This window comes from Pseudomonas sp. PA-6-3C (genome assembly GCF_021605825.1).
In the GTDB taxonomy this organism is placed as follows: Bacteria; Pseudomonadota; Gammaproteobacteria; order Pseudomonadales; family Pseudomonadaceae; genus Aquipseudomonas; species Aquipseudomonas edaphica.
The window spans coordinates 1-13009 of record NZ_WKDV01000005.1 but is presented as its reverse complement, the minus strand read 5'-3'; the positions used below and the strand labels follow the sequence as shown (position 1 = coordinate 13009).

Here is a 13009-nt window from a genome sequence, read left to right as displayed (position 1 = left end):
CATGCTTGACCACAGGCAATTTGGAAACAAACGCCCGACCTGACCCGTCGGGCGTTTTACTGTGTGCCTACCGATGGCGAAGCCGTGCCTTGTTTTGCACGCTACAGGCCTGCCACGGCTGGCGGGATTTGGGCCCTGCGGGTGCGTTCGGTAGCCAGGCGCTTGAGCACGCTACCGCCTTTTACGCGTAGGCTCATATCGAACGACCAATTGCCTTGCTCGTCGACTTTTAAGCGAGGTCCGCGGGTGCCTGAACTCGCGCGAACGATCGACACACGCTCGTCGTCGAGCATGATGACCTTGAAAAGAATCCCATAGACGTTCAAGTGCCAGGCGTTGTCGATCCGGTATAGCCCTCGGTACGGGCCGTCAGACGAAGCTTCAGGCAGCGCTTCAAAACAGGCAACGCCGAAAAAGCTGGTGACGTTCGCCCAATGCCCGTACGGCATTCTGTTTTGGAAAAAGGTGTATCCAAATTCCAGTGCTGAATCGAGCTTTTTGTTGGCTCCGTAGTAGTAGCCAATGACGTTTTCCGTCAGTACCACGTTGCTGGAGAGCTGCCGTCCCTCTTGGGATTGACGCGGCGCGGGCGGGCGTAACGCCTGGTCTTTGAGCGTGGCGTCCACAGGCTCGGTGGTCGAGGCAACCGGCATGCTTTCAGCGAGCAGGATAGCCAGGTTGAGTGTCATGTCGGCTATGGCCACTTCGCGTGTGATGGGGTCATTGCTATTGAGTGCAGGCAGATCAGGCGTCAATTGATTCACCAGTGTGCCTAGCCAGGCGGTCAGCAAAACCGGTGCTCGCTGTTGCGGCTGCAGTAACGCATCAAACGGGCCGCCGCTCATTTCCAGCAATGCTGCCCAGCGTTTTGTTTTATTCAGCGGCGCGCCATCACCTCCCACATTGGTCAGCGCCTCTACGATGTAGAAGTAGAGGAAGGACTGGGCGCTGGAGAAGTTCATGCTTGTCAGCGATTTGTCGACCTCGCGTTGATCGGCCAGTTGTGCCGTGGGTAGGGGTGAATCGGGTACAGACTCGGCATTCAGGCCAACATCCAGGGGATGGGGTGCCAGGAGGCCACCGTTGTCATAGACAGCCCGGGCTTCATCGGACATCCAGGCCAGCACACTGTCGTGCAGTTCTCCTGGCTGCGAGATAGCATTCAGCAGCGCGTCGCGTGTGGCGAACTCACATAAGGCGTGTGCATAAAAGGGGCGGTAAAGCAGATGGGGGCCTTTGCTCTTGTCCTGCGCTTCGATGATGAACATAGCGCTGACGACGTCAGGTTCCGCTTGCGCTGCGCGCAACAGTGCCAACGGTTGAATGATCACCGATGGGGTGTCGACGAAGCCTTTGCTGCCAATGGAGGCTTCGTTGGCGTTGTGCTGCAGCAGCGTGGCAACGTATCCGGCGGCCAGTGCGCTGACACTGCTCGGTTGTTTCAGATGCAACTCCAGCGCCTGCAACGGTAGTTGATAACATAGCTGGGCGACGAGCTGGCGCTTGCGCGCGAAAGACTCTGGCGTGTGATTCAATAACTGTGTTTCGAGGTAGTCGGAATAAGCCTTGCCGATGTCGAGTCTCTCAATTAGCCCGCCGTTGCGGGTGATGAAGTCCGCCGTCAACCATCCAGGCAGGGTCAGGCCGTCACGGTGCGCCAGGGTAAAGGCGCCAGCAGGGCGGCCTTTCAGGCAGGTGATCACCAGGTCTGTCAGGCTCATCGACTCAGCGGAAATGCCCTGTGCGGTGTCTTCAGCGTCAGCAGCAGGGGTCACCGTGACAAGCACTTTGTCGGGCGCATAGGTCTCGGGTAGCGCAGCCTCTTCGTCGCTCGCGGGCAGGCTTTGCTGCTCGGCGTCGAGCGCCTTTGACAAGGCGGCGGTGGTGAAGGCGTTGATGTCCGTAATGCCGCTGAGAAAGGTATGGCCCCTGCTGAGCCGCTTACTGTTCGCCAACCCCAAACTGTAGCGGGAGTAGTTTTTTTTGGGGATGTGCGAGGCGTTTTGGAGCCAGTCTGGCAGTTGCGGGCTCAGCACGTTCTGAAACTGTGCCTGGACTTGGGTCGTGTTGGCAAAGCAGGGCGTCGGGTCACTGAGCTCATGGTAAAGCGCTTGCAGCTTAGCCTTCCCGAAGGAGCAGGGCAGTTTCACGGCTTCAATGTTGAGTAATTGTTGATTCAGGATCAGTTCGGCTTGATGCCCGAACGCATTGCCATAAACCTCGTAACGTTTGCAGCTCAGCGAATCGACGCTGTATTGAGCGGTGAGGGCGCTGCCCCAATGCTGGTTAAAGGCATCCATTGAGCTAAATGTTTCGATTTTTCCACCCGGATGGCATAACAGAACGACCGTATGCGTATTGACGGTACGCTCCAGCAATAACTCGGAGGCGAATAAAACCGAGTTGCCGCTGGCGCTGTTCAGGTAGGTTTCCAGTTCGTAGACAAGGGTGTTGCTGTCGTTATTTTGCTGACGCGGATAACTGTCAGGGAAGTCAATGACCTGTTGTACCGTCTCGCGCTCAATATCGCTCAAGCCTGGCTGGGTCAGCACTGAAATCTGCAGCGCTTGCACCAAGCTCTCACTGAGTAAACTCCAACGGCTGGGTAGCTCGCCGGCCGGGTTCCAATAGGCCGTCAAGGCATCTTGCAGGCCGATCGGCAGCGACCAGGCCAGTTCGCGAATCAGTGCCTCGACCTGCATCATGTCCAGCGCGTCACCGGCGGGGGTGGTGATGGGCGTGGGTGCCTGCTCAGTGAGGAAAAAGGCGTGCGAGCCTACCGCACTAAAGTCCAAGGCGGCCCCATCGGCCAGATAGTCCAGCGCTTTTGTCGTGAGTCGCTCGAAGGTATAGCGCCCATCGGCCTGGGGCGTCGCCAGTTGGGTGCGGGAAAGGTCCAGCGCCATCCCCGGGTATTTTTGCGTAAGGGTTGTCGCCAACATTTGCTCAACGACGGCTTCAAGCCTGGGGCGGTCTGCGAACTGCGCGCTGACGGTAGCGCCCATGCTTGGGCATTGCGCGAGCATCACATCGCTGGCAGGCGGCTCGTTGATGGACGGTGGTAGCATTTTTTGAGGTCTCCACGATTGGTTAATCGAACATCACAGGTGTCATGGCGAGTTAACGTCGATCTCGTGGTAAAGGAGCGGTATCTGGGTACTGCATGATGCGCGTTGGTGTGTTTGAGGCAGGGTTTTAGGCTGATGCAGTAATTTGCCCTATCATGAGCGCTTTCCCCTTGATGATTGATGTCTATGACTGCCGACACCGCTACCTTGCTGCATGCTTTTGAAGACTGCCAGATGGTTGAAATCGATGGGCTGCACACCTTTGATTTCAGCCTGGATGACCAGAAACTGTTGATCATTTGCATGGACGGTCGCGCCGAAAAGCGCTGGAGCTTCAGCCTGGAGCAAGTCAAAGCAGCAGTGTTTGATCCCACCTTGCAAAGCTGGACCCTTACCGGTGACTCGGGCGAGCATCGCCTGGTCTGCATGAGCGGCGTCACCGGCAACAATAACGACGAGGACGAAGCGGATGATGATGCGTAAATTCTGGCCCCTGTTGATGGCGGGCAGTGTCGGTGCGATGTCGGTGCAAGCCGCGCCGGCCGACACCTATGAACTGTTGGTGGGCAGCTACACCGCCGGCACCAGCGAAGGTATTTACCGCCTGCAATTTGACAGCCGCACCGGCCAATTCAGCGGCAAACCCGTACTGGCGGCCAAAGCGGCCAACCCCTCGTGGCTGACGATTTCCAAAGACCGCAAGCACCTGTTTGTGGTCAACGAGAACGGCCCAGGGCAAAAAGATCCGGTCGGCCGCATCAGCAGCTACAGCATCGACCCGCAGAATCATCAGCTCAGCCTGATCAACCAGGTGCAGAGCCTGGGCAACGAACCGACCCATTCCAGCCTGGCCGCTGATGGCCGTTACCTGTTCGTCGCCAACTATTCGGTGCTGGAAGACCCGGGCGGCAGCCTGGCCGTGCTGCCGGTTGACGCCAATGGCAAGCTGTCGTCGCCGGTGCAACTGAGCGCGCACCCGGCCAGCCGCGTGAACCCTGAGCGTCAGGCCTCCAACCACGTGCACTCGGTGGTGTCGTCGCCGGATGGCAAGTATGTGTTTGTACAGGACCTGGGCGCCGACAAGGTGTTTGCCTACCACTACGATCCCAAGGCCAACCACGAACTGCCCTTGACCCCGGCCGACCCCGCCTTTGTGCAATTGCCACCGGGCAGCGGCCCGCGTCACCTGTTGTTCAGCGCCGATGGCAAGCATGCCTGGCTGACCACTGAAATGAGCGCTCAGGTGGCTGTGTTCGATTACAACGACGGCAAGCTCAGCCAGACCCAGTTGGTCGATTTTGCCGCCGGGCAGCCGGTTTCCGACAAGGCCGGTGCGGCCGTACACGCCTCAAGCGACGGTAAATTCCTGTACGTGAGCAACCGTGGCACGGCCAACCAGGTGCTGGTGTTCAGCATCGACCCGGCCACCGCGCACCTCAAGGAACTGCAGCGCCGTTCGGTAGAAGGTGACCACCCGCGCGAGTTCAGCCTGGACCCGAGCGGCAAGTTTTTGCTGATCGCCAACCAGAAAAGCAATGAAATCGTGGTGGTCGAACGCGACCCCAAGACCGGCCTGCTGGGTAAAACCGTGCAGAAACAGTCGATCGATGCGCCCAGCGACCTCAAGTTCCTGGTGCGTCAATAAGCCACAGGCCCCGCAGTGCGGGGCCTGACCCTTTGTATTAATTCTATTAATAGCGGCTACTGTTTCAAAGCATTTCTAAGGTTTAACCCTCGGGCGTAAGTTTGGTTCCAAGGCCTTCCCCGGCCACCTAACCAAACGAACACAAGGGTTACCGCCATGAACTTGAACCTCTTCTCCATCATCGCTGCTTCCGCTGTTTCCGCCACCGTGGCATTGCCTGCTGCCGCCAGCGTGGAAGTCACCGGCAAAAAATCCACCACCACCGCCTACACCCAGAAATACCTGCAACAAAGCGCCAACTTCTATGCCGCACTGGATCACAAAGCCCAGCACTGAGCTTGAGCCAAGCGACGGTCAAATGTGGGAGCTGGCTTGCCTGCGATGAAATCGATGCGGTGGATCAGTTACACCGAGTCGTCGGCATCGCAGGCAAGCCAGCTCCCACATTTGATTGTGTGGACCTCAGGGTTTTGCCATGACCGCCACAAACAGCGGCGATTCCAGAAAGCGCTGTAGCCAGGTCTGTAACCGGTGATACGGGGTACAAGCAAACCACTCGCGGTCGACATGCGCAAACTGGCGCACAAACGGCGCCAGTGCCATATCGGCCAGGCTCAAATGCTCGGCCAGCAAGTAATCATTCCTCGCCAGCAACGCTTCCAGCTTCTGCAAAAACACCTCGCCCTCGGCCCGATAATATTCCATCGGCTGCTCGGGGTAGCGCTCGGCGTACTTGTATCGATTCAAATGATATTTGAACACCTGGTCGTTCTCAGCGATCAGTTCCTGAACCCTCGGGTCGCCCTGTAGCAACCAATCATCAGGATCGTGCTGCGCCAGCGCCCAATGCATGATTTCCAGGCTTTCCTCGATCACCTGGCCGCCCACGCAAAGCACCGGCACCGTGCCCTTGGGCGACAGTGCCAGCATCTCGGCCGGCTTGGCCTTGAGGCTCACTTCGATGATCTGCACGGGCACACCCGAGTAGCGCAAGGCCAGGCGTGCCCGCATCGCGTACGGGCAGCGCCGAAACGAATACAGCAGCGCCTCGCTCACTTGACCTCCAGCGTGCTCAAACCATTGCCCTGGCGCTTGACCTGGATCTGCACCGGGATGCGCTCATGCATTTCCTGTACGTGGGAGATCACTGCCACCTTGCGGCCCTGGGCTTGCAAGCCGTCCAGCGCGTCCATCGCCAATTGCAGCGATTCGGGGTCCAGGCTGCCAAAACCTTCGTCGATAAACAGCGACTCGATCTTCAAGGTGCTGGACGCCATCGACGCCAGCCCCAACGCTAACGCCAGCGACACCAGGAACGTCTCGCCACCCGACAGCGAATGCACCGAGCGCAATTCGTCGCCCATCTCGGTGTCCATCACCAACAGCCCCAACATGCTGCCGCCGCGCTTGAGGCGATAGCGGCGCACCAGTTGGCGCAACTGCACGTTGGCGTGGTGTACCAGCAAGTCGAGGTTGTAGGCCTGGGCGATCTTGCGGAACGTGTCGCCGGTGGCCGAGCCGATCAGCGCATTCAGGCGTGCCCAGCGCTGCCACTCGTCATAAGCCTTGGCGATATGCTCGCCCAGGACATGGTTGGCGTCCTGGCGACGTTGGTCTTCGGACTGACGCGCACGCAATTCGGCGCAGCGGCTGTCGCCCTCGGCCAATTGCTGATTAAGCGCGGCGAGACTGCTGTCCAGCTGTTCGGCGTCCAGGTTGCCATTGTGCAAGGCCTGGTGTTCGGCCAGGCGCTGTTCGCGCTCCTGCAACAACACCTTGGCTTGCTCGACGGCTTTCTCGCTGTGCTGCAACTGCTGGCGCAAGGCGCTGACTTGGCTGTCATCAAAGGCCAGCAAACGCGTAAGACCGTCGTTATCCAGTTGCGGGTGCAGCGCGCGCCATTCGCCCAGGCGCGCGTCGAGGGTCTGCTGCTCGGCGGTCAGCGCCTGTACGCGTTCCTGCTGGGCCTTGAGGTCGGCAGCCAATTGGATCAGGGCATCGCGCAGCTCTTGCAGCTGTTGGTTGGCGTCTGTCTCGCTTCGGCGAGCTTGCGCCAGGGCCTCATCCAGCCGGTGTTGCCACTGTTGGGCACTGGTGTGCTCGCCGAGCAAGGCGGTGAGTATTGCCTGGGCGGCCTGTTGCTGGGTGGTCAGCTCGGTGACTTGCTGTTGCAAGGCTTCCACCTGCTGCTGGCGATGCTGCTGATGGGTCTGCTCTTTTTCGATGGCCTGCTGGCGTTCTTGCTGTTCAGCCAACTCATCACGCTGATGGCCCAGCTGTTCCAGGCGCTGGCTGACGTGCTGGTCCAGCTGCATAAAGGTCGCTGCCGGTTCACGGCGCAAACCGTCGAGGGTGTCGGCCGGTAGCAGGCCGGCGAAGGCCTGCAGTTCTTCGTCCAGGCGCTCACGGTCATTGGACAGTTCGCGTTGCTGGTCCACCAGCAGCTGGCGGGCTTGCTGGCTGGCGTCCTGGGCCGCTTGCAGTTGTTGCTGCAAGCGCCCGGCATTTTGTTGCAGGTTGAGCAGGGCGCCTTGGCGTTGCTCATCCTGGGCGATGCTTTGCGTAAGTTGCGCCAACTGCTGGGCCAGCCAGGCGCTGCGCTGGGTGGCGTCCTGATTAAACAGCGAGGCCGACAATGGATGTGCTTGCAAGCTGGGGGCCAGGCCCTGTTGTTGTGTCGCCAACAGCTCTTGCTGTTGCAGGAACTCCTTTTGCTGGGCGATCAAGCCGCCCACTTCGCCACGCAGCTCGGTGAGTTTTTCCTTCAGCGTATCGACGGCCTTCTGCGCCGTGGCTTCTTCGTTTTCATCATGGCGGCCAAGGTTTTGCAGCAAGGCTTCGGGCTGATGGTACGGATGCTCATGGCTGCCGCACACAGGGCACGGCTGGTCGTCCTGCAACTGCTCGCGCAACTCTTCGACACTGGCACTGCGCGCCAACCGCTGGCGTTCCAGCAGTTGCTTGGTCACCGACAGGGTTTGCTCGGCCACCGTGAGTTCGGCCTTGGTTTGCAGGCCGGTCTGGTTCAACTGTTCGCGCTGTTGCTGGGCGTCTGCGAGTTTTTGCGTCAGCGCGGCGCTCTGTATATCCAGCTGCTGCTGGCTGTCCCACAAGCGCGTAAGGTCTTCGAAGGCGCGTTGCTGCTTGCGATTGTCCTGCAGCAGGCTTGCGAGCAATTGGACCTGCTCGGCGACGGCGTGCGGTTCGGCGCCGGCTTCCTGGTACAGCAGGTCCAACGCCTCGCGCTGCTGGGTGAATTTTTCGGCAGCGGTGGCGGCTTTGTGTTCAAGCTGCGGCAGTTCGGCCTGGCCCTTGTTCAGGCGGTTGCCGATCAGCATCAGCTGTTGCAGGCGGTCGCGATAGGCGGTCCAAGCGTCGCTCAGCGGTGCAAAGGCAGCGCTGCGCTCAAGCTCAGCGGCCAGGCGTTGCAGGCGCCCGGCAACCTGGGCCTGTTTCTCCAGCAAGCCATTGAGCAACGACTGCCCTTCGGCGCAGGCGGTTTCCTGTTGTTGCTTGTCGTCACTGCGTTTGGCCAGGTCTTTGCTCAGATGGGCGAGGGTGCTCTGCTGTTCGAACGCCTGGCGCAGCAAGGGCACGGCGTCGGCCTGGTGTTTCAAGGCGTCAGCCAAGGCGACCTGGGCGGCGGCCTGCTGTTGTTGCGCCTGCTCCTGGCGTGCTTGCAGCGCGGTTTGCTGCTCGATGTGCTGTTGAATCTGCGCCGCCAGCGGGGTGAGCAGGGTGTCGAGTTCAGCCAGCCGCGCGAACTGATGGCGTTGTGGCGCTAACTGCTCCAGGCGGCTCAGGTCCTGACGCTGTTGGCCTTGGCTGTCCCAGAGCTGTTGGGCTTGCTGCAATTGTTCGGTGGCACTGAGCTGGCGCTCCTGCCACTCACGTAGCTCCTTGAGCCAGGTGTGTTGCAGCTCCAACTGCTTGAGTTGCGCCTGCTGGGTCTTGAGGTGCTGCTGCGCCTCGGCCAACTGCTGGTCAAGTTCGGCGCGGGCCTCAGGCGCCAGTGGCACCAGGCCGGTGGCCTGGTCTTGCAGCTGTTTATGCGCGTCCCTGGCATCCTTGGCCTTGTCGAAAGCGCGGCGGCCGAGCTGGGTATACAGCGCGGTGTCGGTGAGCTTTTCCAGCAGTTCGCTGCGCTCATTGTCGTTGGCCTTGAGGAACGCGCTGAACTCACTTTGCGCCAGCAATACGGCACGGGTGAACTGCTCGAAATTCAAGCCCAGGGCCAGTTCCAGCTGGGTCTTGTATTCGGTTTTCTGGCTGGCCAGCAGTTGGTCGCTGTCCAGGTCGATCAGGCTTTGGCGGCTGTTCTGCAACTTGCCACTGGCCTTGTCGCGGGCGCGGTTGGCTTCCCAGCGGGCGCGGTAACGGCGGCCGTTGACGCCGACAAAATCCACCTCGGCATACCCGCCGCCGGTGCCGCGGCGAATCAGCGTGCGTGGGTCGCCGATGGAGATATCGCTGTCGGCATCCGGCATCTTCGCCTGGCCGGTATCGCCCAAACGTGGCACGGCGCCAAACAGTGCCAGGCACAAGGCATCGAGCAGGGTACTTTTACCCGCGCCGGTTGGGCCGGTAATCGCGAACAACCCGGCGCTGGCCAGGGGCTCGGCAGTAAAGTCGATCTCGAACGGGCCAGCCAGGGAGGCGAGGTTTTTCAGGCGGATGGCGAGGATCTTCATGGCTGTTCGCCCTCCTGTTGCACTTCCTGAAGCAGCACGGCGAAATCCTTCATGGTCTGTTCATCCACCTCACTGCCGTAGTTGTCGTGCCAGGCGCGGCTGAACAGTTCCTGGGGCGTGAGCTGGTCAAGTTCGACCAGACCGGCTTCGTCCGTGTCGTCGCTGCCGCGTTTGCCTGCGTATTCGGCGGCGATGCGCACCAGGCGCACGGCCTTGCCTTGCAGGGCAGTCTCGATTTGCTGGCGCAGGTCCGGCTGCGGCTCGTCGAGGCGCACGCGTACCTCCAGCCAGGGGTGGCGCTGGGTTTCGGCGAGCAGGTCGATGTCGGGCAGGTCCGCCAGTTGGGTGAGGATATCCGCCAGCGGCGCAGCGTCCAGGCGTTGCAGGTTGACCGAGCGTGGGATCAGGCGTGGCTCGACGCCCACCAGGCGTTGGCCCTGGAAGGTCACATCGAGAATCTGGTGCTTGTAGCCGATTTCGGAAAACGACAAGGGAATGGGCGAGCCGCTGTAGCGGATGCGCTCCTCGCCGTTGACCTGCTGCGGCTTGTGCAAATGGCCCAGCGCCACATAACTCACACTGGCATCGAACAGGCTGGCAGGCAGTGCTTCGGCATTACCAATGATCAGGCTGCGTTCGGAGTCTTCCGACACCGAACCACCGGCCATGTGCGCATGGCTGATGGCAATCAGCGCCTGGCCTTTCTTGCGCTTGGCATTGGCGGCGGCGATCAGCCATTCATGCACCTGGCCAATGCCCCGCAGATAGTCGTCGCCCAAGTGCGCACCCGTGACTTCCGCCGGGCGCAAAAACGGCAGCGCCAGGCACCAGGCGGCGATCTTGCCTTTGGCGTCGGGCAGCGGGATCAGCAGGCGCTCGGCGTCCAATTGGCCGTCGTCCAGCCACAGCACGCGGCCCAATGCATGGGTGCGCAAGCGGCGCATCAACGGCGCGGGCAGCTCGATCCGCGAGCCGGAATCGTGGTTGCCGGCGATCATCACAATGGTCAGCTTGGGGTTTTGTTCGTGGGCGCTGATGATGAAGTCGTACAGGCGCTCCTGTGCCTTGAGCGGCGGGTTGACCGTGTCGAAGATATCACCGGCGATCAGCAGCGCATCCGGCTGCTCGGCTTTTAATTGGCCCAGCAGCCAGTCGAGAAAACAGGCGTGTTCGAAGTCGCGTTCCTGGCCGTGCAGGTTTTGGCCAAGGTGCCAGTCGGAGGTGTGGAACAGACGCAAGGCGAACTCCGTTAAATACAAGAGGTGAATGGCCGCCGTGAACAGAGAAGGGCGGTGAAAAAGAAGGGAGTTTACCTGTAAAAACCGCTGGTATGCGGGCTTGTCGGGGGGAGACCGGGGAATCTACGCAACACCACAGTGGAAACATTTGCCGACGAATGCAGCCCCATTCGGTGATCCCTGTAAGGGAACCAGAGTTCTGACCTGCGTTAATTAAGAATGACCTCCCGAATTCTGCGAGGCATCTTTTTCCTTTTGGAGTCACTACACAATGTCTCTGGGTAATATTGATCAGCACGAACATGAACGACGGGGCTTTAGCGCAGGGGAACTCTTTCCAATCTATGTGCCAACGCCTGCGCGCGGCCCCATCGACCCGCTGCGCGGCGAGAAAAATCAGCATGTTGTCCCGAGGGAAAATCTCCAGCGCCCCCAGGGCGATACTCGATCCGCTGAGCAAATCATTAATGACAACCCCATACTCAAATGGCTGGACAGCCAACGAGGAATACGTCGTGACTGGGTCGGTAAAGTGAACGGCAAAATAGTGGTGAGACAACCCGTGCGTGAAAATAATATTTACTTTGAAATGGCCTATAGGCAATTGGGCGATTGGACCTCCAGTAACCCTTACCCCCAGTCTAGAGCGGATGCGGCCTACAACGCGGCCAGAGTACTTAACTGGATTGATGCGTCTCTGAGTGCAGCAGGCAAAACTCGCGGTGAGGATGCAAACAACGGTGTACTCGAAGGGTTCACCGGCAGCGGCTATGCGGTGGCCGAAACACCGGCAAGCATGTGGCAAGCCTTCACCCAGGAGGGGTATGGCGCTCTCAGCGATAAGCAATGGCTGGCTTCCCGCGAAGACGCGCCGCATAAGGTCGGCCCACAGCCGTTCTGGAGCAACGAATACTTATTGCGGCACATCGCCTATCACTTGCGCGAGTTTGCCGCCGGTAAAAACGACCGTTTTGTGAATATTCATGAGTTGAAAGAAGCCGCCGGCATGGTGCCCAGCACCCGGACTTTTTCGGCACAGGCACAAGAGAGCGCTTTGGAACTTCTGGCCCGCCCGGAGTTGCTGCTGGCGCTGGATATCGGGATTGGCGACGATGGGCCAGGTAAGCAGGACGGCCGGTTCGATATTGAAAACATCGCCTATATCTACAAGCGCAGTCGCGCAAAGACCTGACGTTCACGCGTAGACGCTGACCAGTGGGAGCAGGCAAGCCTGCGATGGCCATAGGTATCTACACAACCGGTTAACGCGAAGCCTGCGGCCAGTGGGCTATTGTGGCGAGCAGGCTTGTCCTGCGTTGGGCTGCGAAGCAGCCCCAAACCCAGACACTGAGTTCTTTCAGGAAAATTGCAGTGCCTTTACTGGGGCCGCTTCGCAGCCCAACGCAGGACAAGCCTGCTCGCCACAGGAGAAATTGGCTGCCTTCAGAAGTTGTGTAGATACCTATGGCCATCGCAGGCAAGCCAGCTCCCACATAAGCCAGTTCCGGCAGAGGGTTACGCGGCGTTCATGCACTCCAGCGCGCGGTCGGCAAGGGTTTTGGCCTGGTTGACCAAGTGCTCGGTGGCGCCGGCCATGTGCTGTTCATCACCGCTCAGCGTTTGGCGCGTGTCTGCGGCAGTGGCGGCTGCACAGCGCAGCAAATCGCAGATTTGGGCGAGGGCGTCTTCGAAGCTGAGGTCGTGATGCGCGGTGAAGGATGGCGGTGGGGTGGGTTGCAGGTAGTGGCTCAGGGCGCGTTCGAAGATTTTACGGTCGGGGGTGAAACGGGGTGGGTCTGGGACGATTTTGGTCATGAATGAAACTCCTAAAAGTTGGGAGCCATTCTTTTGCAGATCTCACTCGACAAAAGGTGGCAGCTATGTACGGGGTGAGATAACCGGTCAGGAGCACCCGGCCAGACCTAGGTCTGCCCGCACACAGCCGCCATAGAGCATGTTGCTCGCGGTTGTGGCACTTGGCACTCCGTTCACAGGATCTCACTCCCGATCGCTGATATGCAGCGACGGAGCGAAGGCTAGCCAGTGAAGTGAGCAGGCGCAAGGCCAAAGGATTGTCTAGGAAACTTCCCGCAAATTAAAGGGATATGGACTGCTGGCCTTTAACAATGCATGTCACCCAGGCTACACCCTTCATCTGTGGGAGCTGGCTTGCCTGCGATGCAGACACCTCGGTATTTCAGCAACACGAAGCCTGTGGCAAGTGTGCTGTTGTGGCGAGCAGGCTTGCCCTGCGTTGGGCCGCGAAGCAGCCCCAAACCCAGACACTGAGTTCTTTCAGGAAAATTGCAGTGCCTTTACTGGGGCCGCTTCGCGGCCCAACGCAGGACAAGCCTGCTCGCCACAGGA

9 protein-coding genes are annotated in these 13009 nt (G+C 59.8%); 4 read left to right on the top strand and 5 right to left on the bottom strand.

Annotated elements, in window-relative coordinates; all coding sequences use genetic code 11:
* Window positions 1–101: 101 nt before the first annotated feature.
* Window positions 102–3068 carry a dermonecrotic toxin domain-containing protein gene (locus GIW48_RS05355; protein WP_236461153.1) on the bottom strand — a complete coding sequence of 989 codons (2967 nt, stop codon included), beginning with the start codon at window positions 3066–3068 and terminating at the stop codon, window positions 102–104.
* A 186-nt stretch (window positions 3069–3254) separates the two neighbouring features.
* On the opposite strand from GIW48_RS05355, the gene GIW48_RS05350 reads away from it, so the two are divergent.
* From GIW48_RS05350 to GIW48_RS05340, 3 genes are all read left to right on the top strand, one after another.
* Window positions 3255–3551, top strand: coding sequence for a DUF5629 family protein (locus tag GIW48_RS05350; RefSeq protein ID WP_017138148.1), 297 nt, complete (start codon window positions 3255–3257; stop codon window positions 3549–3551).
* Window positions 3538–4713 (top strand): lactonase family protein, encoded by a 1176-nt coding sequence (locus GIW48_RS05345; RefSeq protein WP_170039641.1) that lies wholly within the window; start codon window positions 3538–3540, stop codon window positions 4711–4713. Before GIW48_RS05350 ends, GIW48_RS05345 begins: the two co-directional genes overlap by 14 nt.
* Window positions 4714–4869: 156 nt before the next feature.
* The gene (locus GIW48_RS05340) at window positions 4870–5049 is read left to right on the top strand and encodes a hypothetical protein (protein WP_017138150.1); all 180 of its coding nucleotides are present in this window, start codon (window positions 4870–4872) and stop codon (window positions 5047–5049) included.
* Between the two features lie 126 nt (window positions 5050–5175).
* Here GIW48_RS05340 and GIW48_RS05335 read toward each other — a convergent pair whose 3' ends face one another.
* Genes GIW48_RS05335 through GIW48_RS05325 form a run of 3 tightly spaced genes read right to left on the bottom strand, consistent with a single transcriptional unit; the run spans window position 5176 to window position 10642 of the window.
* Window positions 5176–5769 carry a glutathione S-transferase gene (locus GIW48_RS05335; RefSeq protein WP_236461155.1) on the bottom strand — a complete coding sequence of 198 codons (594 nt, stop codon included), beginning with the start codon at window positions 5767–5769 and terminating at the stop codon, window positions 5176–5178.
* Window positions 5766–9404 (bottom strand): AAA family ATPase, encoded by a 3639-nt coding sequence (locus GIW48_RS05330; RefSeq protein ID WP_236461157.1) that lies wholly within the window; start codon window positions 9402–9404, stop codon window positions 5766–5768. The genes GIW48_RS05335 and GIW48_RS05330 overlap by 4 nt, the downstream gene beginning before the upstream one ends.
* Window positions 9401–10642 (bottom strand): exonuclease SbcCD subunit D C-terminal domain-containing protein, encoded by a 1242-nt coding sequence (locus GIW48_RS05325; RefSeq protein WP_236461159.1) that lies wholly within the window; start codon window positions 10640–10642, stop codon window positions 9401–9403. Before GIW48_RS05325 ends, GIW48_RS05330 begins: the two co-directional genes overlap by 4 nt.
* Window positions 10643–10913: 271 nt before the next feature.
* Here GIW48_RS05325 and GIW48_RS05320 point away from each other — a divergent pair, with 271 nt between their 5' ends.
* Window positions 10914–11834 carry a hypothetical protein gene (locus GIW48_RS05320; protein WP_236461162.1) on the top strand — a complete coding sequence of 307 codons (921 nt, stop codon included), beginning with the start codon at window positions 10914–10916 and terminating at the stop codon, window positions 11832–11834.
* A 323-nt stretch (window positions 11835–12157) separates the two neighbouring features.
* Here the strand turns inward: GIW48_RS05320 and GIW48_RS05315 are convergent, their stop codons facing one another.
* Window positions 12158–12457, bottom strand: a complete 300-nt coding sequence (locus GIW48_RS05315) for a DUF6124 family protein (RefSeq protein WP_236463166.1) — start codon at window positions 12455–12457, stop codon at window positions 12158–12160.
* Window positions 12458–13009 lie beyond the last annotated feature (552 nt).

Coding starts and splice junctions, on each gene's coding strand:
- GIW48_RS05345 (WP_170039641.1), top strand. CDS start 3,538: ATGATGATGCGTAAATTCTGGCCCCTGTTGATGGCGGGCAGTGTCGGT.
- GIW48_RS05320 (WP_236461162.1), top strand. CDS start 10,914: ATGTCTCTGGGTAATATTGATCAGCACGAACATGAACGACGGGGCTTT.
- GIW48_RS05355 (WP_236461153.1), bottom strand. CDS start 3,068: ATGCTACCACCGTCCATCAACGAGCCGCCTGCCAGCGATGTGATGCTC.
- GIW48_RS05340 (WP_017138150.1), top strand. CDS start 4,870: ATGAACTTGAACCTCTTCTCCATCATCGCTGCTTCCGCTGTTTCCGCC.
- GIW48_RS05330 (WP_236461157.1), bottom strand. CDS start 9,404: ATGAAGATCCTCGCCATCCGCCTGAAAAACCTCGCCTCCCTGGCTGGC.
- GIW48_RS05315 (WP_236463166.1), bottom strand. CDS start 12,457: ATGACCAAAATCGTCCCAGACCCACCCCGTTTCACCCCCGACCGTAAA.
- GIW48_RS05350 (WP_017138148.1), top strand. CDS start 3,255: ATGACTGCCGACACCGCTACCTTGCTGCATGCTTTTGAAGACTGCCAG.